The following is a 22617-nucleotide window of genomic DNA, read 5'->3' as shown; positions in this document are numbered from 1 at the left end:
TCGATGCCAGTTCGCGACAAGGACAAAGTCCTGCTCAGCCGCGGAGCGCTCAAGCTCCCACAGGGGCTCGACCTCAAAAGCGTTAAGAATTGGCCCGAATACGCTATTTGGGGACTCGCGCTTCACCAGGAGCAGCTCCCCTGGTTCACGTTGGTCGAATTTATCCAGATTTGCGCGGACAAGCACCGGAGGTTCTCGTCCGCACTCCCAAATCCAATCTTCGACGCATGCCCGGCCACGCGCGCGGTCGATCCGATCCACGAGGAATTCCCCTACGAAATCCGCGCGAACATGCTGCTGCGGCATCTGGTCTTTCGCGACGAGGAGATCGATCGAATTCGAAAGGACCGCGGCCCCATGGCCGACGATAGCGCCATGTGGGCCTCTTGGCTGCAGAAGACGAAGGAGGACATCGCCCATTACATCCCGGACGGCTACGTTGATCGGGTACGGCACGCCATTGGTCCCGAATTTGAGAAATTCGCTACGGCGGTCGAGCTTTTGCGCGGCGCTGAAGTGGATTCCGTCCGCCGCGGTCGCATGACGTCACGTCATCTCCTTCCGTTGGGTCCGGCGATGCTGTTCGCCGATGGAGAATTGGGCAAGGACGGGCAGCTCCAATACGACCGTCGCTTCATGCGCCGGACCGGCGAACTCGTTTGGCTGATGGTAAACCGGTCGGCAATGCGGGACACCCTTGGAGCAATCATCGAGCGTAGATTCTTCCGCAGCAACGATGTCGTGAATCGGACCGCCTCCCGCCTTGCTACCGAAGACGGCACCGTGCAGGACGGCGGCCGCGCGACCTGTCGCTGCATCGGCTACCTGCCTATGGCGAGGATGCAGGTCTACGAAGATCTCGCCCGCGACCTGACGCAGGTTCTCGGGATGAACAGTCTTCATCTCTCAATCTGCCTCGAGGCCGCGATGCGCCTCCTTGGCTTTCATCTGATCAGATACATGCTCCAACGGGCCGTGGATGTAGCGGGGGAGGCGGCGCATTCACCGTTTCTTCTCGATATCGTTGGAACCAGCAGTCCGCACATCGTGCGCCGCTCGAAGGAGCACTTTCTTGCCCACCGGCAGATGCCGGACCGAGCCGTTGAGCAATTCTTTGCGGATTTCGAGGCGTCAGAAGATTGGCAGACCCTTAGCACGAAAAAACTGCCAATGGGCGCAGCGCAGGAACTGATACTAGAAAAGCTCGGATACAGGGGTGGACTCGACGACATCCACGTCCAATTGTCTGCAGCCCGCCAGAGCGCGGTCGACTCCGCCCTCTCGTCAATTGGGGCGATCCTTCCAGCCTACGGGAGCCGCATCGGCCTTCTAACGGCCCGCCGCGGCGTCGGTACTTGGTACGGCCCGAACGACCAATTCCTGGAAGCTCTCGTGCTCGCGAACGTGACGTCGCCAATGGAATTTCACAGGTTTTTGCGGCTCCTATTCGATCGCTATCGCATCGTAATCGGCCGCCACGAGGCGCTGGACCCACTCGCGTACGGCAGCGTTCCGGCCCCCGTCCAGGATATCGAGCGAAACCAAACGCGACTTGAAGAGCGACTCCGCATGCTCGGTCTACTCGAGCGAAAGTCCGACGCTATCGCCTTCGTTGTAAACCCTTACACGACGGAGCGCGCCAATGTCGCAGCTTGACGCATGCTCGCTGGTCGCCCAAGTCGCGGCCCAGAGAGTGGTAGACATCGTCTCCGGTAACGGCCAGGGGGTGCGATCCCTCCTCGCTTTAGTCGGCTTCCCGGTCGAGCAAACGGCAGCGATAGGATATCTCCTGAAGGAGAGACATCCGACTTACGAAATCGCAGTGAACGGCGACGCGCGTGCGAACGCCGTCGCCCACCGCAACAGACGCCCAGCTGGCTTCGACGCAACGATTATTTCCATCCCGCTGGACGAATTGACCAGCGTTGAGCAGAGCCTTGGGCACGTAACCGTGGTCGGCGAACCCGCCTTGCTCGCTCCGTCGGAAGCGAGCAACTGGGCCTCGGTCGCCCTGCACTCCTACACCGCGAACCCGAGTGCCGAGATCCTCTCTCAACTCTGTCACGTCATCAAAGGCCTGTTGGAATCCGAAGTCGCGAATTCGGCCACCATGGTAGGCACCTTCGTTAGCGATGTGGTCAACCTCCACGCTGGCAAGGCCGGACTCCCGATCGCCGACGCGGTCCGCCAGAGTATGCACGTTCTGCAGCTCGTGGCTCCGCCTTTGGACGGAAAGTCCAAGAGCACCGCGGCCAGCCCCCTGGATGCACGCAGGTATTTCACTCGCGCGCGGACGGAATTCCGGCCGTACCTGGACCTGCAGACGCCCGACGGAAAGAACGTCGGCCGCGATAATGTCCTCAAGCGCATCGAAGAGGATGCTGCCGCAAGGCCTGACGATGCTGACGCGCGGCGCGTTCGAGAAGCGGTGCGCCGCCTGGTTGAGGACCGCACCATCCGGGCGGACGCATGGTCCGAAGCCAAGGAGGCCGTAGCGAGCTTCCCTTGGGAGCAGCTGGAACCGTTCTTCGCGGAGCGGAGGTCAAAGCCAACACCCTCGAAGCTCGGCGAAGAGACGCTCGCCTTTTTCGACGACGAGTACCCAGGCGAACTCACAGACGCCGAGAAGGAGCTGATCGCCCCGCTTAAATCCGAAACATCCAAGGCCGCGATCACCGACGAGGTGCGCGACTTTTTTGCCCGGCACCGGGACCGTATTAAGGATAAGGCCTCGCTGCTCAAGCGATGGCAGCGCCTTATCTTCCGGAAGGAGATCGAAGACGAAGATCTACTCTCGGGGCTCCTTAGGCTGGCCGAACGGGTCGCGATCGAAGGTGCGGACCATGAGCTCGCTGATCCGGTCCTGCACGTGAGGCTGACGCACGGAGAGAAGAAGAGCTTTTGGACCGAGACGCAGAACACCAGCTTGTGCCGCAACCTCAGAGACCGATATCGGGGGCTGCAAGATGCGCTCGGGCATCGCGTGGCGCTCGACTTCGGGCGATGTTGGGATCCTCGTCTTCGGTGGGACGACAAGGACCTCGAGGAGGTGACGTCCACTTCCAAGGTTCATATCGAATTCCAATTCGAGGGCTTTCTGGTCGAACGCAATCAGATTGCAGGAGATGGGGCCGTCGCCAAATCGGTCTTGAGCAGGGCTCCGGCCGGAAAGCTAATTTGGATGCCACCGGTCCAGTCGATCGTGACCGCCTTCGCTGCCGATTTGGCTGCGCACGTCCCGTCCCGCGACGGCGAAGTGTTCATCATGGAGGCGCGTGCATCGGCTGTGCGCGGCAAGACCGGGCGGAAGGTGGCCGAGCTGCGAAACCGTAGCACCATCGTCGGCTCCTTTCGTAGCGGAGACGGTACTCTGTTTGACCCGGATCGAGAAGACACGAGGATCGACAAGAGCGTGGAGGCCGCAATCTCGAAGCTCAAGGATCTCACCATCCTTTCGCCGGCCGATGCCGACGAAATCGCGGGTGCGTGGGCCCGATTCGCCGATACCTACAGATCGGCCCTGAAGAACTTCGTCTACGGCAGCGGGCTGTCATCTCCCTTACTCCTGCACCAGGCCGATGTTTACGGCGAATTGCTCGAGATCCTGGCAGCGAAGGCACGCGCGCCCAAGTGCCGCACTGAACTCTGGAAGTCGATCCTCCGGATTGGGACGGCCCGGATCACTGCCGACATGCCGTCCGTAATCATCACTCCATGGCATCCTCTCCGGTTGGCGGAGATGGCGGCGAAAGCCAGCCAATGTGGCAATGCGATCAGCACCATTATCTCAGATCGAGTCCGAAACGGCATGTCCGATTTCGTTGAGCGCCGGGTGTCCGGATTCGGCCAAACCTACTATCCCGACATCTGCTTCATTGATGACGAGAGCGGAAGCGAGCCATCGCTTGGCATCGAAGTCGAGAAGGTCGGGGACTACGGGCTGCTTCAATCTCCAGTCGTCGGCGCCGCCCCAGCACTGCTCGACGATACTGCTGAAGACGCCGTGAAGGCTTTCGAGGAGGTGAGCGAGCGCTACCTCGAGCTCCGCCCCCACGAGAAGGACCACTTCAGCACGGCGATCTACAACGCGGATTCCGCGGAGCTTCCGTCCCTGCTCGCCGATGCTCTGGGACAGAAAGTCGCGACCGAGCATGATTTCCGCTGCGAATTGACGATCATGCATGACGATCCCGATAGACTCCATCGGATCTACCGGGAGCAAAATGAACGTATCGGCAGGGAGCTCGCAGGGGCTCTTACGACCGAGGCGACACGGACCTATCTGTCCCGACTCCGTGTCGGATTTCTTTCCTCCAGCCCGCTTGCGGGCTGTGGACGGGTTATCGACGTCAAGCCACACGACTTGGTGCTCCTGCAGGACACAATTTCCCGGCTCGCACGTGTCGCTTGGAGGCACAGTTCAGAACAGGAGCACGCCGATCCGCCCACCTGGAACGAGCATATCCCAACGGATGTGGGCCGACGGAAGCCATTCCTCCTGGGAGACGTCTCTTCGTGCGTCTATTTGACGTCGCCCAGTGTTCCTCCTGCCGCACAGGCCTATGTCGATCGTGTGCACGATCTACTCAAGAGCGACGACGCCCGCGGTCATTGGCTACCCCTTCAGGAGATCAACATTGCCTCTCCGGACGTGAAGGGCTTGCTCAACAAGGCCCACCAGGTGGCGGACTGGGTGGTTACCTTTGACCGGATCGCCGACCGACGACTCCTGCAGCAAAGCGAAACCCAGGAACGGCGTATCATCCGTTACTTCACCTCACCAGGATCGGACCACAACGTGATCGTTTCGACAACCGTGGGCGTCGACGAGATCGCGAAGCTCCTTCAGGATCACCTCCAACCCGTTCTCCCCGGAAAGGACGAAGCCGATCGGATGGCGATTGGCCGGTTGATCCAGCGGGAATCCACCGATCTGTCCGGCGAAATCGTCATGCGCGCAGTCCAGATTCCGAACTCGGCCCTCGAATTGATCGGCTTGGTCCTGGCGCGACGACAGGTCGAGCTTCTGCTTAACCAGGACGAGTGCAAGATCTGCTGGTTCTTCATCGACGAGGTCGCCCGTTGGCTCGACTTGAATAACGAGCGGTCCGACATTCTCGCGGTCAGCTTCACGTCGAAGGCAGGCCAGCGTTTCGTGAGAATGGTGGTTATCGAGTCTAAATACGTCGGATCGCCCGCATTCGGCGGCGCGATGTTGAAATCGAAACGGCAGCTCGCGAGCACTTACGACAGCTTGCGAACCAAGTTCGTCGACATCGACGAGGTCATGAGCCCCGAAATCTGGCGCCATCGCCTGGCCGACATGCTCGTGGAGCACTTCACGCCTTTCGAACACGTCGCCGGCTTTCCGTACGAACGCTGGATCGAGGAGGTGCGCAATCCTTCTGGGCTTAGGATCGAGCTGTCCGGCCATTCGATGGTCTTCCAGCACGATGAAGGGCTGATCACCTCCGAGGTCCGCATCGACATCGACGAAGACAAACCTGCCGCAGAGCGACGTCCCTTGGTCCAATGGCTTTTCGGAAAGCCTCAGATCACGGGCATGCTACTCAACCTCGACAATACCGCCGCATCGCCGGCGATCGGCCACCCAACATCGTCGCAGGCGACATTGGCGTCACCCATGACCGAGGAGATGCGCACTCCCAAAGCCGATGTTGCTCCGGAGGTTCCAGCCCTGCAGCGCCCCCGCGACGAGCGGGACGGAGCCATCCTCCAAAGTCCAAGGCAGACGGCCGAGCGGGCGGAGGCAGCGGTAGATCGCACACCTACTTCGCTCGAGGCCGGTCCGGCCGATGTCCCAGCCGAGCCCGCCTACAGTCCGACGCCGGAGACCGTTTCATCCGGTCGGACAGGTTGGTTGCCGGAAGTGGAAACTCTCGCCCTGCGACTCGCCACGCACTCATCCGGTCAGGACGCCCAGGCCAAGGAGTGGCTCGACCAGCAGGTGAGCAGCTTTCGCCAGTCGCTTCAGGTAGAAGGTGCCACAGTTGAAGTCCAGAAGCAGTGGCTGACCCCGAACGCCGGTCTGCTGCGGATCAAGGGGAGCAAATCGCTCACGATTGACAAGCTAGAGAAGCAACGAACCAACCTGAAGACGATACACGGACTCGACATCATCCGGATCACGGCCGAGCTCGGTTCGATCCTGATCGCCTTCCGCCGCCCGAGCCGCACCATCCTGCATCTGGCTGATGCGTGGCTCCGCCGGACGCTGTCGTCCACAGCGCCGGAGTCCAATCTCGCCTTTCTGCTCGGCGAGAAGGAGGACGACGGCGAGATGCTGTACATGCCGGTAACCGGCCCGTTCAACGGTCAACCTCAGGTGGCTCCGCACACCTTGATTGCCGGTTCGACCGGGAGCGGCAAGGGGATTCTAGCCGCAAACCTGATTCTTGATCTCTGCGCCTTCGATTCACCCACATCATGCAAGTTCTACTTGATAGATCCCAAGCAGGGGGCGGACTACATGTGGGCGGAGACCCTCCCTCACCTTCAGGAACAGATCATCGTCGACATGGACGCAGCCTCGCGCGTTTTCGGCTCGCTCGTTTCCGAAATGGAAGAGCGTTACCGGCGGATCACGGCCAAGAAGTGCCGTAACATCGTCGAATACAACAGAGTGGCAGAGCCGTCCGAACGGATGCCACGCCTTTTCGTCTTCCACGACGAGATTTCCGATTGGATGATGGACGACGACTACCGGGACAATGTAACCACAACCGCCGCCCGTCTCGGCAACATGGGGCGCGCTGCAGGGATTCATCTGGTCCTCATGGCCCAGCGGCCGGACGTCACCGTTATGAGCATGCAACTCAGAAACGCTCTCGGGAACCGACTGATCCTCCGCCTGGACGACCAAAAAACTTCCGAGATCGCCATGAACGAGAAAGGCGCTGAACGGCTGCTCGGCCAAGGCCACATGATTGCGAAACTGCAAGGCCTGAACGAGAACATGTACGTTCAGGTGCCGTTCTTGTCGCAATCCGATACGGAGGAGTTCGCAGCCGCGATCAGGGACGGGTGGCGCAACCGCGGATACGTCGCGCCCATGAGGGCCTTCGCGGCGGAGTAGCTCGGAAGAAGGCAATGGTCGAGCGCGGATCGCGAGTTGGAAAACGTGTACGAGACGCGCTTTATGTCCACCGAGAAGCCCTCCCTGAGCTCTCCGCGGCCGATCGAAGAGCTGTGACAAAGGCCACTGCGATTGCTCGTGACTTCCCCTGGAACGTCGTCCGGATCGAGCCTGACAAGATAGCGCTGCTCGAATATGACGATTTCGACAACGAGCATTTTCCGGCGTTGAGGCGCTCCCTGTTGGTCGATCTTGAGAGCCGCGAGAGTAAGGTGCGGGACTTCTCAACGTCACCAAATCCTCCGATCTTGCATCGGAAGGAGCTCCTGCTTCCGACGGAAGATCCGCGAAGAGCGAAATTTGCTGCTCTAACTGCTGCGCTGGACGCGCTTGGCATGTTCGCCGACAGCCACAAAATCGGGCTCCGAAAGGCCTGGCAGCAGCGTCTTGAGGGTGCCGGAATTGTCATCCGTAATCATCAAATCGTCCCGAAGCAGACGGTTGATCCGGAACCCGGGCCCGCCGTTCGGGTGAACCGCCACAAGACGGCCATACCGCGACACCGCCTTTCTTCACCAATGCAGTTGCTGGCGCGGCACGGTTTCATCGATCAATACCCCAACGTGTTCGACTACGGATGCGGTCAGGGAGACGACATACGGGTGTTGAGCGAAGTCGGCATATCGGCTGTCGGGTGGGATCCGCATTTTCGTCCCGAGGAAGCAAAGCGCCCCGCTGACCTGGTCAATTTGGGATTCGTCCTCAATGTCATCGAAAATGTCGATGAGCGCGTGCGGGTTCTCCAGGATGCGTGGTCGCTCTGCCAAAGGGTTATGGCCGTCGCCGTCATGGTCGAGGGACACTACTCTGTTGAGGGGCTTAAGCCGTTTGCCGATGGGTACCTGACGTCGCGTGGTACGTTCCAGAAATACTTCAGCCCTCACGAGCTGCGGAATTTCGTGAGGCACACGCTAGATACCGGGCCCGTTGCGGTCGCGCCTGGAATCGTCTTCGTTTTTCGGGATCCGGAGGCCGAGCAGGAGTTTCTATTCCGGCGACGCAGCCGTCCGGTCCCAAGCGAGTTGTTGATCTCTAGAGCCCTGCGTCGGCCGCACCAACCGCTTCCCGAACGTCTCAGGCCGGTTCTCGACCAGCTTTGGGCGAGGGCAGTCGAACTAGGGCGAGGCCCGGAAACTGATGAACTTGCGGAGATCGCCGACAAGCTCGCTCGCTCAAACGTCTCAATTGCACGGGCAATGGGGTGGTGCCGCTCGTTATTCGACGAAGCCCAACTTGAGAGCGGTGCGCGCCGACGAAGAGATGATCTGCTCGTCCATTTTGCGCTGGGTGCGTTTTCGGGCTCTCGCGCCTTCAACACATTGCCCCTTACTCTACGGAGGGACGTTCGACACTTCTTCGGAAATTTTGGTGCTGCGCAATCTGAAGCCCGCCGGTTTCTGTTCTCGTTGGGGGCGGACGGTACCGTACAAGAGGCATGCGACTCGGCTGTGCAGGCAGGTCTGATCCATAGCTGGGGCGACGGGCGCTACCATCTGGACGCCCGACAGACCGAAGAGCTCCCCGCGGCATTGAGAACGTTTGTCGGCTGCGCGAGTGTGCTCATGGGTGACGCCGAAGATGCAAACTTGGTGACACTCAACGTCCCCAAGCGGTCTGTGGCATTTTACTTCAGTCCAGATTTCGGGGCGCCTCTGACGCTCTTTACACGCGTTACCACCGTCTACTTGCGCGACCAGCACGTTCACGATCAGGTGTTATCTGACGATAAGCGACTTCTGTTCCTGCAGTGCTCCTTGTATGAACCGGATTCCGCTAAGCGTCGCAAGCGATCCTCGGTCGAGGTTAGGATAAAGTCGATTCTCGGCAAGGCCGGTGAAACGCTGCTCACCGCTCGTTACGGAGATGTGGCCGCAGGGTTGCGACAACATTGACTGGCGCTCATCGAGCTGCCCTACGGGGGAGGGCCACGTGTGCGTAAGGCTTGCAAAATCCATCGCTAGGAATTTGGCCCGGGTCTCTTGCGCAGCTCGCCAACGATGCTCTCCACGACGACTCCAGCTGCAACTTCTGAGAATATCAAATCGGCAGTTTTCGGTCGGTTGAAAAAACGTGATCTGCTTCCGAGAATAGCGCATCATATTCGTCGATGAATTGCTGGAATGTCCGCGGACAAGTCTCCTTCGATATAACAAAGCCATTAGGAGAAGGTGTTTGGCCCTTCTTCATATCGAGTGGAACGATGCAAAGCGTGTCGTCAAGTCTATAGAGTGCGAATGTGATTCGCTGGTTGGTTAGCCGGATTTCATAGTTTCCAGAAATGCTTTCGTGTGCTCTCACCACGGAAATTGGAGCATCCGAAAACTCGCACCGCCCCAACAATCCCTCAACGGATTCTTTTACGCGGTCCTGCAGATACTTGGCATCCCTCTGGTTATCTCCATATTTTCGCAGGTGCATATCGAGTGACGTTGAATCCCACATATTGACGAGACATGCGCGCACTCTGACGTTAGGCTTGACTCTAAACTTCTCCAGATCGAGTCGAATGTCACCTATTCTATACGCAACAAGAATATCGATTGTTTGAAGGTCGGGATTTTTCGCGAGCTTTTGGACGCATTGGGGCATAAGCTCCCGAAATTGAGCTGCAAATCCAGAAAGTGGCTCGAAGTCAGGAGTGTCATTCAAAAAAGCAAGCTCGGACGGAGGCCGGCGCCGTGGCCCCAGGCGAATGATTGACTCGCAAACATCTCGAAAGATTCGTGGCAGCACCGTCGATTCATAGTCAGATGTGCCATTAGGCAAGTTAAAGGGCTTTACAGTTAGCCCGAGAAGATCGGTGGGCGACGCTGTGCCTTCCTGTACAAGAAGGTGCACTCGCTCCCGACCGTGAGCCGAAAAAAATAGACCGGCCTCAAAGTGCAAGTTATCCCTTGGTTCAACCCGCTCGATCTTGCGGTACCAGGTTTTATCGTCAGGCGTCCAAAATAGGATTGCGCCGTCTGTCTGATTCGCCACCCATTCTAGATATTCAAGGGTGTATGATCCTCCAGCCCATGGCTTAGTCCAAGGTAGGACTTCGATGACTCCCTTGTATTCCCGATTTATGAAGTATGTAACCCACTCGACTAACCGTCTTTGCTCGTAAGAGCTGCCGATGAAAACGCGCATATCGCAAGTCACCATGAATTAAAGGGGTATACGGTTGTCACATGTCCCCCTTGACATTGGAAGGTGTGTTGAACAGAAAGAGAACATTTCGGTTTTCGAGTTTTCGCGATGCCCTAGTTTGTGGAGCGACCTATGACTGGTCCGGAGCTGTTGACGCTAGTTCTTGCAACGACTGGGCCCGAAGTGCCGCAGGGCGGCGGCTGGGAGCCCAAGGATTACTTGCAACTGATCACTGCGGCGACAGCGTTCGTGGCCCTCTTCGTCAGTTACTTTGTTAGCTCACGCACGCTCAAGGCTTCTATGGCAAATACGGAAGCAAGCGTTTGGCAGAAGGCCAACGAAGTTGAGATGAGCGCCATCCAAGAGCAACTGGATCGATTCTTTGGCCCAGTCATGCAGATGTCTGAAGTGAATCGGCTCCTCTCGCGCGATCTCAGGGCTCGGCAACCCGATTCGCGGCGCTTTCTTTTGCTCGAGAGTTTGTTTGATCGCGAATGGCTGAACAAGCTTCCGAAAGGAGAACAAGCCCTAGTTGCAGAGATCGCTGCAAACGCGCAGAGTTTACGTGGGTTTATCGAGAAGAATGCGAAGATGGTAAACGCTAAAGTCCAGCCTTACCTTTCGCGAGTCGCGACGCACTATCGAATTTTGGAGCTTGCCTACGAAGGTAAGCTGGGCGACCATGCAAAGCCGTTCGTGGATCTGTATGTGTTTCCGGTACAGATTGACGAAGTCCTCTCTTTGGAAGTGAAGCGATTGGAACGCCGAAAGGAATTGCTTCGATCCAACCCCGGAAAACCAGTGCCACCTGTTGAAGAGCTCGTCATTCCGAACCAACTGAAGTTGAAGGAGTGGCCGAAGCCGCCGCGAGACTTTCGCCCGGAGCTGAATGTTTCGACTACTGAGCAATGACGGTTCAGCGTTATTCGAGCCGCGCCTGGCGGCCCGCTTGGGCATCGATTTTGAAATTGTAGTTTCACCCGGAACGTGGTTCGCAACGCTATAGCCGTGGGGGCGATCGCAACACGAAACCAAAATATCATGCTCCCGCAGGAAAAATGCGTATCTCGCGCATAACGGCAGGAATTGTGCGTCCGATTTGATCAATCATCTCCCTCTACTTTGCAGGCTTGATGAAATGCTTCAGTCATATTCGGATTTAGAAATGCATGCAGAGCCCCTCAACGCTCTGCATCGTCAAACTTCGATTGCGCTGCTCTCTTCGGTGTCGCTGCCAAACTGGTTCTTATCCGCTTCCCTAACGCAGTCCTCTCGAAGAGCATACGCCCGAAGGGTTGGGCATATGGCCGATCTTACATCGTTTCGCGGATGTTCCAGGAACGTTGCCGGCAAAAATTCATCGATCGGCATGATCATCTGATGCGGCTGATAGTCTAACAATTTCTCCAAGCCCCATTTGGAGAGACAATATCCAAAAGTGCAGTAGCTAAATCCGGGCTTCACGAACTGTCGTGAAAAATCCTCGTCCACTGCGAGCTTCTCGCGTCCTAGGTACAAAAGATCCCAACGCGCATCCAACTCGGACAATACGTCCAGCTGAACCACGATATCAACTAAAGATCGCGTAAGGATTGCATCGTCTTCCAAGATGATCACGTTGCTAAGCTGTCGCTCCGATGCATGCTTCCAACATGCCAGGTGATTCAACGTGCACGCGACTTCGCCGTACTTCAGTGGTCGATTCCACCACGGATTCTCGCTCTCGATCTTCCAAGGAAAGAATTTGATGCCTTTGGGCAGGGCCTGCGGAAAGTCCCGGTGATCGAAGTCCCCTCCGATCTCCCAGGAAAACAGCAGATCCGAGTTCTTCGGTAGTTGAGCAGCAATGCTGGCGCGACGATCGTCCCGCCGCGCAAGCGAGACAACATAGACAGGGATTGTTCCTGGGCGAGACACGATGTATCCTAATGGTTGTATTCGGGGCGGCAATGCATAAAACCATCATTCGTACTTGCGACGGCATCGACCTTAGCGCAACCATCGTGGAGTCAAAAACAGAAGGTCGACATTGGTGCGTTCTCGCTCATGGAATAACAGCGGACAAGGAAGAGGAGGGCGCATTTGAACGACTCGCGATGGATCTGTCCCAATCGGGAGTAAATTCGATTCGGTTTGATTTCCGTGGACACGGACAAAGTAGCGGTTCAACCGAAGGAATGACTATCGCCGGTGAGATGTTAGACCTAGAGGCGGTGATTAGATTCGTGGAGGCCAAGAAACCAGCCGCACTGCTCTTAGTGGCGGCGAGTTTTGGCGCAGTTTCAGCCTCCTTGCTTAGTGCATTTCTTGATCGGCGCGTGCGAGCCGTTGTCTATTGGAATCCTGTCCTTGATTTAGAGTGGACCTTTCTGAAGCCAACATTGCCTTGGGGCGTCAAGAATTTTGGTGCTGACAAGGTCGCTCGCGTGTATTCGGACGGTTACTTCACTATTGATGGTTCATTCAAGGCGGGGCATGTGTTTTGGGCCGAACTTCGGATGCAGCGTCCGATGGACGCTCTTCTGAAAAGTGGTTTTCCCCTCCTCATTGTTCATGGCGATAAAGACTCATACGTGCCGTACGAGGCGTCTAAGTCGGCTGCAGAACTTAGGCCTAAGACCTCGCTCATCACCATCGATAACGCGGATCACGGCTTTTCTCTTGCTGACGATGAGGAGAGGGCGCGCGTCAGTACCGTAGATTTCTTAAAGCGATTTATTGACTGAGGCTAATAGGTGCGTTGCTTTCCAGAACCCACTGAAGTCACAATTGCTCACTCCGCGCGGATCGGAAAGGGAGCAATACTAGGCGTGCCGCACGAGACGAGACTCACGAGCAGAGAGCCAACGGAGGAGGAAGGTCGATTCTGTAACCGCGTAGTCCGAATAGGAGAAAGAACGATAATCGGTCCATACGTAACGATCTTTGAAGGTGTGAATATTGGTGATGACGTGATCATTGAACAATATTCGTCAATTGGCGCGGATACGCGCATTGGAACACGAACAAGGATTTGTTATCGGGCCTGGATCTGCGACTCAGTCGAGATCGAAGATGACTGTGTAGTTGGCGGTTTTGTGTGCGACGAGGCGTTTGTCGGGAAGGGCTCACGTATCTTCGGTAATGTCGTTCACGAGCAGTCGCGGCCGCACTTAGGGTGGTGGGAGGTAAATGAGCGGGCCCCCAAAATAAGGGATCATTCGTTCGTTGGGTTCGGTGCAAGCGTCGTCGGTGGAATTAGTGTAGGGCCTTCCTCCTACATTTGCGCTGGTGCACTCGTGACAAAGGACGTGCCGCCCCTCACGGTAGTAAAGGGGATAAACGAATGCGTGCCGGCCAGCGAGTGGACAGGGGGAAGACTGCAGGCGCTGGTTCAGTCGTGGCGTTGCCCATGATAATTGAATTGTTCTATGCCTATCAATTTTGTTCGCCGCACATCTCGAAGATAGAGCGCGAGCACGCCGTTGAGCGCGCGGTGGAGGCTGTGACTGCGGAATTCAAAGCCTCTCGGTCGGACCTGCGAATAACCTGGAATTTTCTCGATCTTGAGACTTTGAAGCCGGTGTTCAGTCAGATCGACGCGGCGATTCAAAGATCAGCCATTTTTGCGGCTGACCTGTCTGATTTCAATGCGAACGTGATGTTTGAGCTCGGTGTATCCTATGGCCTTTCCAAATTTCTCGCAAAGTCGTTTGTCGCTCTTTGCCACGACTCCATCAGCATCACAGACCTTCCTTCGGATTTTCATGGTATGTTCGTTGAAAGGTACAGCGCGAGCAACTTTCAGCGTGTATTTGCACACTCGTTGAAAAAGGCCATCGAAACTCATCTGGCGCAGCTCGATCTTGTTGAGAAGGAGCACTATGGGCTCGCTTCCGTTTGGCGATATTGCGGGCAAGAGGAGATCGACCTGGTATGCTCGCAGATACCGGCACACCAGCTTCCGCACTTTGCGGATCCGAGAGACAGAAACTTTCTCCGGTATGCCAAGTTCGCGGACCTGGATAGCCTAGTGCATCTGAAAGTGTCTCTCTCGAAGATGTTTCCGAATCTGCGTCTAAAAGACTTTACCTCTGAGGAGCACAGGACCGCGGACTACGGTGGGATGATTATCATTGGAGGACCAGCGTGGAATCATCGCTTCAGGGCATTTCAGAACCTACTTCCAATCAGTTTCATCGAGCGTCCTGAAGATCAGGATGACTCCCTGGTAATCCGCGAGGAATTTGGAATTCCACATCGCGAGATGATGCCTATTTTCGATTCAAAAGGGGCCGTGGTCCGCGATGTCTCTGTTATTTGCCGCCTCACCGATGTGCACGGAAGAACGATATTTATCTTTGCTGGCTGTCTCACTCTTGGAGTCCTCGGTGCTGCGCGAGCCTTGTTGGGACGCAACATTGGTCTGAAGAATTCCAAGTACGTTCACAGCAAGTTCGGCGAGAATGATTTTGTGATCACATTCTATTCGGATCATATCGAGCACGAGTCCATGCCTCGCTTGTTTGATGTGCATCGGCCCATCTGCAGCTTTCAAAGGCGTGCAAATTCGGGAGGAGTATTCTCCCTGGTTGAGGAAAACCTGGCGCATTACAATCTTATCTTGGATTGAGGGAGTTATACATGTCAATTGCGGAAGAGCCGCGCCGAGAGGCCAATGTCGCGGACTTAGAAACGATCGGATATCTGGTACACTGTTGTTCGGCCGACTTGCTCAACTCGATGAATCTCGTGTTTGATTTGGGACAGCAGTTCTTTCGGCGCCCAATCATCGAGAAGCGTCGTAATGCGACGCTCTCGCCGCTAGATGGATACAGGGACATTGGGCTGGAATATTCCAGAACTGCAAAGAGACCAGACTTAGCGGAGTCGTTTTGTGTACATAGAAGATATCGTGGAAGGATAGAGCGCGACTTCGACCAGTTGGCCCTAGCTCTGTATGATGCGATGGTCAAATGCATGCAGCAATTGGACCGCATTACTGATGGCGTCACCATTGCGCTTGAGGAATATTTCAAAAGCATAAGGCCGCCAAGACCCGCCTTTCAGTGTAACTCGGCATCATACATGCAACTTAATTATTACCGCCCCAAGGAGCATCGTCGACAGATCCTGCAAGACGCCCACGAAGATGGGCACTATCTGACATTCACAAAATCGACGAAGCCCGGCCTTGAAGTGCGGAATGGACCGAAAGAGTTTGTTCCTGCCAACATCGATGAAGACCATATTTTGGTAATGCCCGGAGAGATACTGAGTTTGCTGTCTGGTGGTCGGATCGATCCACTTATTCATCGTGTGATGGCCGACCGAACCGTTAACGAACGGTTGTCGCTGATGTACTTTGTCAATCCCAATGTCGGCACTGACAACACGCTCAAACCTTGGATTCCAGCAAAGCAAGAAGCGTGCGGTGTAGATATATTGCAGCGCGCGGTCGAAAATCCGACCCGCTTCGGGCTGCCGCCGTTGCCGATAGCAGCTCCAGAGTGATCACGCGCGCTAATCGGTAGCCACGACATTGTTTACCCCTGCAAAGCCTCGATAATGAAGCAAATTGCCGATCTATACCAAAGCCTGAACTCTGATCCCGCTCGAGAAAAGCTTGGCTTTAGTTCCGAGATGGAAGCCGCCAACCTGGAGTTGATCACGTCACGAAATCAGCAGGAGGCCGCCACAAGCCTAGGAAAGTGGCTGCACCGATTTCAGCCGTGCTTGTTCGGCCGAGTGAGTGCGAAGCTTGATCGCATTCACTACTGCATTCTTAATGAGGCGGATTTGTTGAGCCAAGATGAGTTCATTAAGCGGAAGGTTCAGCAGGCTCGCCAGGAGTGGACACGAGCTGCCTTCGAGGGGCGAAAGAGCGCTTTTGTTATCTTGGCGGTTTCCGAGAAGTTGGCCCTCGCGGCGCCCGATATACAGCTGAACCAGTTTGCCCAGCGACTTTGTTCGCTATATCTCCTGGAGGAAAATATCTCAAACGACCTCGTCTACACCGATGAGGTCTTTCTTGAGAAGCCGGACAGCCAAAGAACGACTTGGAGATGGCTCGCGGGCGTGAATTTCTTCGCAGCTGCCGCTGATCGTCGCTGGTGGCAGGATCATCGAATTCCGGGAGGAGTCGGCTTTTCGGTGAACTCAGTGGGGCACTTGGTCAAATCCGGCGCATTAATGCAGGAACTGAATGAGGTGGCTTCCGATGCAGCCCCTCTCGTGTCGACAAAAGTCGACAGTCTAGCGAAGGCGTTGGAATTTGCGATGCGGACCATCTGGAACGCCGCAGATGCAGCCTCTGGAAAGGCAACTCAGTTGTTGCCGCTGGGCGATCAGGCTCTACTGCCAGTTCGAGAGTGTCCCGCTGATCTGCCAGGATTTCTGAAGGAGAAGAACTATTGCACTTATCTTGGTTACTATCATACGGACGTTACGCTTCCGAGCGACTACTTCTTGCCGGACGTCAGGCGGTCGCCGCGAATCCATGCGCAGGAACTGGATTTCACGTACCTGTTTCGCGATCACGTAGACAATCCTGCGTACTCAACAATGGGAGAAGGGAGACGGATTCGAGGCGATGGGCCTATTGGCAGTCCCTCTCTACCAGGCAAGACGACCAAGTCAGAGCCGATCGAAGTTCAAATTTCGGAGTCATTGCGTTTGCGCGACGCTCTCGGCGGTTGAGCCGAGGCTCAACTCATTGGCCTAGTCAAGCTTTCAGAGATCGATGGAATGACTCGACGCCACGTCGCGCTGATGCTTCGGTGATGAATGATTTCTGCATAACCACAGGATCGTACGTGCGATTGGCCTCTGCACAATACACATCAAAATCGGCCAGCGTCCGCAGATAGGGCCACTTCTTTAGATAATCTGGAAGACTTGTTCCATCTAACGCGAATGATGCAATTGGATGTGCCTTTTCCGTCGCGACTCCAATTTCCCATGGTACCCACCAGGAGAGGGCTGCATTCGCCGAGACTACGGCCATTAACTGAGTGCATTGCGCCATCTCAGCGCAAATATGCTGTGAGAGATCCTCCGAACCGAGATCGAAAAAGCGATCGGCTACGTCTACGTAGACATTTAGGCCATTTTGCTTAAGTCGGGATGCGATCTGCACTGCCTGAGTTGAGTCCTGCTGCTGGTGGGATAGAAACACCTTCATCGCCATCGGCTCACCTTCCCAATTGGATTTAGAATAAAAACGGGTCTTTTCAATTGCTGAGCGTATTTCACCACGTCAGCTGTGCCACCTAGACCACGCGCGGGTAGCTCATCCCAGACAGCTGCCATCACTTCAGTTGACTCGACGATCCGCCGCCCCGCGCTGTAGAAGGCTTCTTTAGGTTGTATTGCTTCCCCGATCCGGAGGATAGTTTTGCTTTTGTTCAAGAGACTCGCGTATTTTGATCGTGACTGATTGGTGGGAAAATAGGATTCGTAGTTCTCCAACGGGATTACAGCAATCAATGTTCCACGAAGCTGGAGGACTGCATCTGCGAATATCTGATCGGCCCCGCTTGCTAGCGAGGACCAGCCCTCGATCTCGGAATATTGGGAAAGAAATTTGCGCATTTCATTGGAGACCCAGGTCCAATTCGCGCCTCTTCTTTCCTGATGACCAGTTATTCCTATCTTCAAATACGGTTGTTCCTTACTTGTTGCCAATATGCCTTCCCCAGTGGCAGAAGGCGACATGATTTGCTTTGCATTGCCGCGAAGTACATGTGCGGTGTTCCGATCGGTTCGACCAAACGCGCGGCTCTCAGCTTCTGCAGGAGATCGAGTATTTCCATTAGCTCTGGCTTGCTCGAAGCATGGGTCCGTTCGTATTCGGGCGTTAGCGGATATTCATGATCTGGACTGGGGAAGAGGATTGCCATTCTCCGAAGATCGTCGTCGGCAACAGCGTGCCTGGCCCTGCGCAAACGGCTAAGTCCAGCTACGTTGGCTTTATATAGAGGACGCTTGTTCCAAGGCGTCATGACTTCATCAACATAGGCGAAAAGTCCAGCGGTAGTGATGAAGCCTCGAACATCCGCAGCGCCACCATCGAGCGCTGCGTGTATATGATCGCTAAAAATACCTTTTCCACTTGCCTCTTCTGCCGCATCGCCCGATCGGGTTGCAGCCAGGACCGAAACCCCCTCGGCTAATGCGATACTAGAGTTCGGCGCCAAGAGTTGGTCAATTGCGCCCGCGTGACAGCAATCCAGGATGATTATGCGCTCCTTAGCCTGAGAGGCATTAGCTTGGCCCAGGAGCCAATCCATTGGCACGCCCTCGTCTCCTGGAACGCTATCTATCGTCTTAAGGACGGCCTGTTGATGTGGTTGAGGTCCGGTGAGTAGCCCATGTCCGGCAAAAAAGAACAGTGTGAGTTCAGCGTCTCTGTTCGCAAACAGTTGTTGGATCTGATGTCGTAGATTTGACCGCGTAACCTGAGCATTGGAAATAAGTCTGCAGTCGAAGTTAGCTGCGTCACCTTCGTGGTGCGCAAGCAGGGATCGAATCCGATCGGCATCCGCTACACTTCCTTGCAATGGTCCGGTTGGATACTGATCAACGGCTGTAAAGAGCGCGATACGACCCATCTTAAAGCTTCTCAATAAAACTCTTCAGATTCGCCCAACTCCAAACGTTGATACGTTTGTCCTTAATAAGAGCAGGAAGACCAGGTCGCTGATCATTTACCCACATCAGCATCGTCGGTTTGCTTTCGCCATAAGCACACTCGATCTCCCAAAGCTGCCCAGTCGCTTTAGGAGTATTCTTCGAAATTAAGGCAACGACTCCATCGCACCCCTTAATTCGTGCCCTACAATTCGTTTTCCATTTCTCGTCCCACGGCTGCTTGGCCGACATGTCAATGAATTCGAATGGCGATTTGTCGAGCTTTGCCTGACCACTCAAGAGATCACGATACGTTTTGTCCTCGATGGCGAATGCGACAAATACACGTTTTCCCATAAACTGCTCTCTGCAAGGGGAGAATCGGTAAGAAACGTAGCGTGGAATGTCTTCGCGTTGCAACTGCAACTAAAGCAATTTGACCCTCTAACATTGGGCGCTGTAACACAGGCGCAAGATGCTGGTCTCTGAATCGGATATTGCCTCTGTCTGATGTTCGGACACAGTTGGTATGGGTTGTGTCGTTCCCGAGAGGTGTGTGGTTCACGATAATGAAGGCGTGCTTCAGTTTGATCCAGTAGCGAAGACGTCCAGCTTCGTAGGGCCGCTCGCGGCTTTCGACGCCAATCCTTCGAGTCCCATGCAGGCAGCTCGAAATAAATCAGGCCCAAGCTCGCCACGTTCGAAGGGCTTGAGGACGGCGCCTTCAGAACAACGCGCGAGAAGGCCGCTCTAAGTTCGTCTTCCGCATCGACACGAGAAACATGCGGAGATCGTCACCGCCTTCGACGACAACATCAAAAGCGCAAAACTGCACTTACGTTTACGCGAGCGAAGGGCGTTGAAACAGGAGATGCCACCGACGCCGGGCACGACCGCTTCGCCATCGAAGGCGAAGTGCTTCTGGCAGTCGATTTGTTGCATTACATTGAATTCGTCGAGGCCGACACCCTCAAGTCGGCCGCGAGCCCGTTCGGTCGCCTGCGGCTCCTTGCGCCGCTGCCCACGTCGGCTCGATTCGGCTGATCGACAATGTATTCTCGAGCTGCAAGTGCGTGTAGTGCGAGCGAGGGGCCGCGGCTCAACATGAGGTCATCGGCGGTCCAAGGCGGGAGCCACCGCAGATGATACATCAGTAATGGCCGAGAGCTTTGTTGATTGGGAAGCGCCGGTCAAACGCTTACGTAATAGGACTCACCACGGTCTCTGCGTGTAACGACCACGCAGGTTGTACGCCATCAATGGAGGTTGGGCACTCGCCAGATCTTTTGTAGGCGTTGTGCAGCACGGAAGGCTTGGAGATCGTTTTCGAATGCCAAACCGCCGGGGTCGTCGACATTCTGCTTGCCTTCCAGATTGAAGTAAAAACGAGCCATTTGTTCGCTCGCTTCGTTGCTTAAGACCACAATGGATATTACTAAACAACCAAAGCACAAGCTCCCTGATCTAGGGTCTCATGTCGCCGAAATTCGGCGCCTGATTGGAGAAATGCGAAGCGTTTTCGTGCGCGAGCGTTGGAAGGATCAAGTCCGCACGAATTCTGCCTACGCCGATAACACCTCGTTAAGCCTGTGTTCAGCCTCTTCCGGGCGGCGTCCAAATCGCGCGCGAGATCATTGTGCGCAGGATCCTTGAAATCCGCCAGCCGGACGCTCGGATCCCGGTCGGTACTTACGGCTTAACTGTTTCCGTCGAACCATTGGTCGTGCTTATGCCCCACCGTGACCGTCATATTGATCCGACTTGGGCTTGAGCGTGCCTCAACATGATTTGCGGACGGGCCAAGTGGGAAAAGCTGGCCCAAACCCTCTTCTTGAAGAAAGGAACACTTGTGGGTCCGGCAGGACGCAAATCTGCAAGCAGACCGTGACACGGCAACGGTTACGTTCGTCGAATTTCCTGCATTTTCCGTTTGAGATCATTCGTGCTCGTTGGGTTTCAGCGAGGTCGTTTCTGATGCGAAACTGGTGCAAGGTTTCAAAGTCTACCCTCGAATTCTGCTTCTGTGGCTTCCGCTTGTAGGTTGAACGGGACTGCCCCGCGCTTCGGCCACCTCAACGATACCTTGCTCGATCGCTTGCTGGGCTAAGGATGGCATCGTGTCCCCTCGTTGATTTTCAGTCGGCGTCACGGCCGGGCGCGACTTCTGCCGTGATCGCAGGGCTCGGCTGATTGACCGCGAGCAGCTCCCGCAGGCGCTCAATGCGAGGGATCTGGAAGGGTAGGCGGGCTTGGTCATCAGGGCAGGTCCCTCTGATCGAATGAGAGAGCGCCGACAATGAAGATGATGACGAGCGTGCCGACGAGGAATTTTATCAGTATTCCGGGCTGGTCATTGTCCGTATAACCCCAGTCTGCGCCATAGGTGCGTGCCATCTCGCGATGAGCGCTTTTGACAAAGGCGCGCTCGACGCAGCGTGCGGCAATGAATGAAGCGCCTAGCGCGAGAACGCAGGCTAGATAGTTATCCATAAAACCGCACAGAAAGTTGCTGCCGGCGACCGTGGCGAAAGTGAGTGCCGCGGCGGCATTGCGAAAATTCTCAACCACGATGTTCCCCTCAGGCCTAACTGGCCGAGGGACGATAGCCTTGCAACCATCGCGATCAGCGGCGTTTATAGCCGTCAATTGCCGCTTTTCTGCTTGGTCAGTTTCGCTGGCGCCGGCGGCTCTGGGAAGGCTCCTCGATGGTCGTTCGCCGTGACGTGCTTAAAGCTACGGATTCTTCACGTGGCTACGGGCCAATATGGTCAGATCCGCCTGAATGATTGCGTCGGAAATTCTTCTTGCTGTCCGCGCAGGCTGGGCGAAAGGAAGGAATGCGGCTCCTTCAGCACGCAGGGCATCCGCTTGGTCGCCACCGGCGGCGGATTCTCCGGCTGGCGGCAGGAGGGAATGGTTATCGGCCTCAAAAATATCGCGCGTCATGAAAGAAGAATGCCGGACGAACAGCTCCGGTCTCCGGTATGCCCATACGCAGTTAAGGCTCGGCTAAAAGGCCGCTAAGCGATTGAGCTGTAGGGCTTTGGCGTTCCATCCGCATCCAACTCGCCGAAGCCTCCGGATGGGACCATGTGGTGCCGCTGTCGCGCCAAGTCCTCGCAATCCTGCAGCGCGTGCAACAGATCAACGGTGATCGGCGCTACGTGTTCGCTTGTGCCAAAGACGCGCCGCTGTCTAACGCGACGCTCTGTCATCGGCTGCGTGCGTTCGGCATCGACACTAAGACCGAACATTGCGCATGGCTTCCGCACGACGTTCTCAACCCTCTGCCATCATGAGGAGTTCAAGGAAGCCAAGGCATGGGATGGTGATGTCATCGAACTACAGTTGGCGCATCTCGAAAGTGGCTCGGTAAGAGCGATTTACAGGCGGCACGGACCGCTGGCATTAGTCGGCTCGCGCGCTAAGCTGATGCAGCATTGGGCTGACAGGATCGATGGCTTTGTCCGATCCAAAAAAATCGAGTCGTTCTCAAAGAGTCCGCACAGTCCCCAACAACAACAGAAGAGGAGGGAGGCGGCTGGTGGGCCTTCTTGGATACGTATCGAACTCTGTGCGTTGCGCCGCCCCCGGAAGTCCGCGAAATTTTTGAACAGTTTAGGAATGGAAATGCCATTGCATGCGACTGACCAACGATACAAGTCGTCAACTGGCATGCATAAATCTCGGTGCCCAGACCGCAAAACCATCGCAGTCAA

20 protein-coding genes are annotated in these 22617 nt (G+C 55.8%); 11 read left to right on the top strand and 9 right to left on the bottom strand.

Annotated elements, in window-relative coordinates:
* Positions 1-3: 3 nt before the first annotated feature.
* The 3 genes from YUU_RS0149170 to YUU_RS54805 all read left to right on the top strand — a co-directional run bounded on the left by YUU_RS0149170 (position 4) and on the right by YUU_RS54805 (position 9048).
* A complete protein-coding gene (locus YUU_RS0149170; RefSeq protein ID WP_027528698.1) occupies positions 4-1656 on the top strand; it encodes a hypothetical protein in 1653 nt (550 codons plus the stop codon).
* Positions 1643-7096 carry an FtsK/SpoIIIE domain-containing protein gene (locus YUU_RS0149165; protein WP_027528697.1) on the top strand — a complete coding sequence of 1818 codons (5454 nt, stop codon included), beginning with the start codon at positions 1643-1645 and terminating at the stop codon, positions 7094-7096. The genes YUU_RS0149170 and YUU_RS0149165 overlap by 14 nt, the downstream gene beginning before the upstream one ends.
* A 113-nt stretch (positions 7097-7209) precedes the next feature.
* Complete coding sequence (locus tag YUU_RS54805) at positions 7210-9048, top strand: DNA phosphorothioation-associated putative methyltransferase (protein WP_051390333.1); 1839 nt, start codon at positions 7210-7212, stop codon at positions 9046-9048.
* A 145-nt stretch (positions 9049-9193) separates the two neighbouring features.
* Here YUU_RS54805 and YUU_RS58215 read toward each other — a convergent pair whose 3' ends face one another.
* The gene (locus YUU_RS58215; RefSeq protein ID WP_198031998.1) at positions 9194-10288 is read right to left on the bottom strand and encodes a TIR domain-containing protein; all 1095 of its coding nucleotides are present in this window, start codon (positions 10286-10288) and stop codon (positions 9194-9196) included.
* A 132-nt stretch (positions 10289-10420) separates the two neighbouring features.
* Between YUU_RS58215 and YUU_RS0149150 the strand changes: the two genes are divergently transcribed.
* Positions 10421-11200 carry a hypothetical protein gene (locus YUU_RS0149150; protein ID WP_027528695.1) on the top strand — a complete coding sequence of 260 codons (780 nt, stop codon included), beginning with the start codon at positions 10421-10423 and terminating at the stop codon, positions 11198-11200.
* A 285-nt stretch (positions 11201-11485) separates the two neighbouring features.
* Here YUU_RS0149150 and YUU_RS0149145 read toward each other — a convergent pair whose 3' ends face one another.
* Entirely contained in the window at positions 11486-12205 is a 720-nt protein-coding gene (locus YUU_RS0149145) for a glycosyltransferase family 25 protein (RefSeq protein ID WP_035665523.1), read from the bottom strand.
* Between the two features lie 32 nt (positions 12206-12237).
* Here YUU_RS0149145 and YUU_RS0149140 point away from each other — a divergent pair, with 32 nt between their 5' ends.
* From YUU_RS0149140 to YUU_RS0149125, 5 genes are read left to right on the top strand one after another with little or no spacing between them, the layout of a single operon-like run.
* Positions 12238-13014, top strand: coding sequence for an alpha/beta hydrolase (locus tag YUU_RS0149140; RefSeq protein WP_027528693.1), 777 nt, complete (start codon positions 12238-12240; stop codon positions 13012-13014).
* 9 nt (positions 13015-13023) lie between these two features.
* Positions 13024-13683 (top strand): DapH/DapD/GlmU-related protein, encoded by a 660-nt coding sequence (locus YUU_RS63210; RefSeq protein WP_084802082.1) that lies wholly within the window; start codon positions 13024-13026, stop codon positions 13681-13683.
* On the top strand, positions 13614-14900 hold the full coding sequence (locus YUU_RS55740) for a hypothetical protein (protein WP_198031996.1): 1287 nt from the start codon (positions 13614-13616) through the stop codon (positions 14898-14900). Before YUU_RS63210 ends, YUU_RS55740 begins: the two co-directional genes overlap by 70 nt.
* An 11-nt stretch (positions 14901-14911) precedes the next feature.
* Positions 14912-15781 carry a 2OG-Fe(II) oxygenase family protein gene (locus tag YUU_RS55735; protein ID WP_027528692.1) on the top strand — a complete coding sequence of 290 codons (870 nt, stop codon included), beginning with the start codon at positions 14912-14914 and terminating at the stop codon, positions 15779-15781.
* 54 nt (positions 15782-15835) lie between these two features.
* Positions 15836-16966, top strand: coding sequence for a hypothetical protein (locus tag YUU_RS0149125; RefSeq protein WP_027528691.1), 1131 nt, complete (start codon positions 15836-15838; stop codon positions 16964-16966).
* A 25-nt stretch (positions 16967-16991) separates the two neighbouring features.
* Here YUU_RS0149125 and YUU_RS0149120 read toward each other — a convergent pair whose 3' ends face one another.
* Genes YUU_RS0149120 through YUU_RS0149100 form a run of 4 tightly spaced genes read right to left on the bottom strand, consistent with a single transcriptional unit; the run spans position 16992 to position 19255 of the window.
* Positions 16992-17456: a toll/interleukin-1 receptor domain-containing protein gene (locus YUU_RS0149120; protein ID WP_051390330.1), complete on the bottom strand. Its 465-nt coding sequence runs from the start codon at positions 17454-17456 to the stop codon at positions 16992-16994.
* A complete protein-coding gene (locus YUU_RS0149115; protein WP_156945004.1) occupies positions 17447-17953 on the bottom strand; it encodes a hypothetical protein in 507 nt (168 codons plus the stop codon). Before YUU_RS0149115 ends, YUU_RS0149120 begins: the two co-directional genes overlap by 10 nt.
* Positions 17923-18879: a caspase family protein gene (locus YUU_RS58205; protein ID WP_084802080.1), complete on the bottom strand. Its 957-nt coding sequence runs from the start codon at positions 18877-18879 to the stop codon at positions 17923-17925. The genes YUU_RS0149115 and YUU_RS58205 overlap by 31 nt, the downstream gene beginning before the upstream one ends.
* 1 nt (position 18880) lies before the next feature.
* Positions 18881-19255 carry a TIR domain-containing protein gene (locus tag YUU_RS0149100; protein WP_027528688.1) on the bottom strand — a complete coding sequence of 125 codons (375 nt, stop codon included), beginning with the start codon at positions 19253-19255 and terminating at the stop codon, positions 18881-18883.
* A 558-nt stretch (positions 19256-19813) separates the two neighbouring features.
* Between YUU_RS0149100 and YUU_RS62565 the strand changes: the two genes are divergently transcribed.
* On the top strand, positions 19814-19942 hold the full coding sequence (locus YUU_RS62565) for a hypothetical protein (protein ID WP_256375348.1): 129 nt from the start codon (positions 19814-19816) through the stop codon (positions 19940-19942).
* 212 nt (positions 19943-20154) lie between these two features.
* On the opposite strand, the gene YUU_RS60005 is transcribed toward YUU_RS62565, so the two are convergent.
* From YUU_RS60005 to YUU_RS60000, 3 genes are all read right to left on the bottom strand, one after another.
* A complete protein-coding gene (locus YUU_RS60005; RefSeq protein WP_156945003.1) occupies positions 20155-20292 on the bottom strand; it encodes a hypothetical protein in 138 nt (45 codons plus the stop codon).
* A gap of 862 nt (positions 20293-21154) precedes the next feature.
* Positions 21155-21466, bottom strand: coding sequence for a hypothetical protein (locus YUU_RS54790; protein WP_035665521.1), 312 nt, complete (start codon positions 21464-21466; stop codon positions 21155-21157).
* 165 nt (positions 21467-21631) lie between these two features.
* A complete protein-coding gene (locus YUU_RS60000; protein ID WP_156945002.1) occupies positions 21632-21844 on the bottom strand; it encodes a hypothetical protein in 213 nt (70 codons plus the stop codon).
* Positions 21845-21990: 146 nt separating this feature from the next.
* Between YUU_RS60000 and YUU_RS62255 the strand changes: the two genes are divergently transcribed.
* Complete coding sequence (locus YUU_RS62255) at positions 21991-22197, top strand: hypothetical protein (RefSeq protein ID WP_027528687.1); 207 nt, start codon at positions 21991-21993, stop codon at positions 22195-22197.
* Positions 22198-22617: the final 420 nt, after the last annotated feature.

It is taken from the genome of Bradyrhizobium sp. Ec3.3 (assembly GCF_000472925.1).
Taxonomy (GTDB): domain Bacteria; phylum Pseudomonadota; class Alphaproteobacteria; order Rhizobiales; family Xanthobacteraceae; genus Bradyrhizobium.
This window is presented reverse-complemented; position numbering and strand designations above follow the sequence as displayed.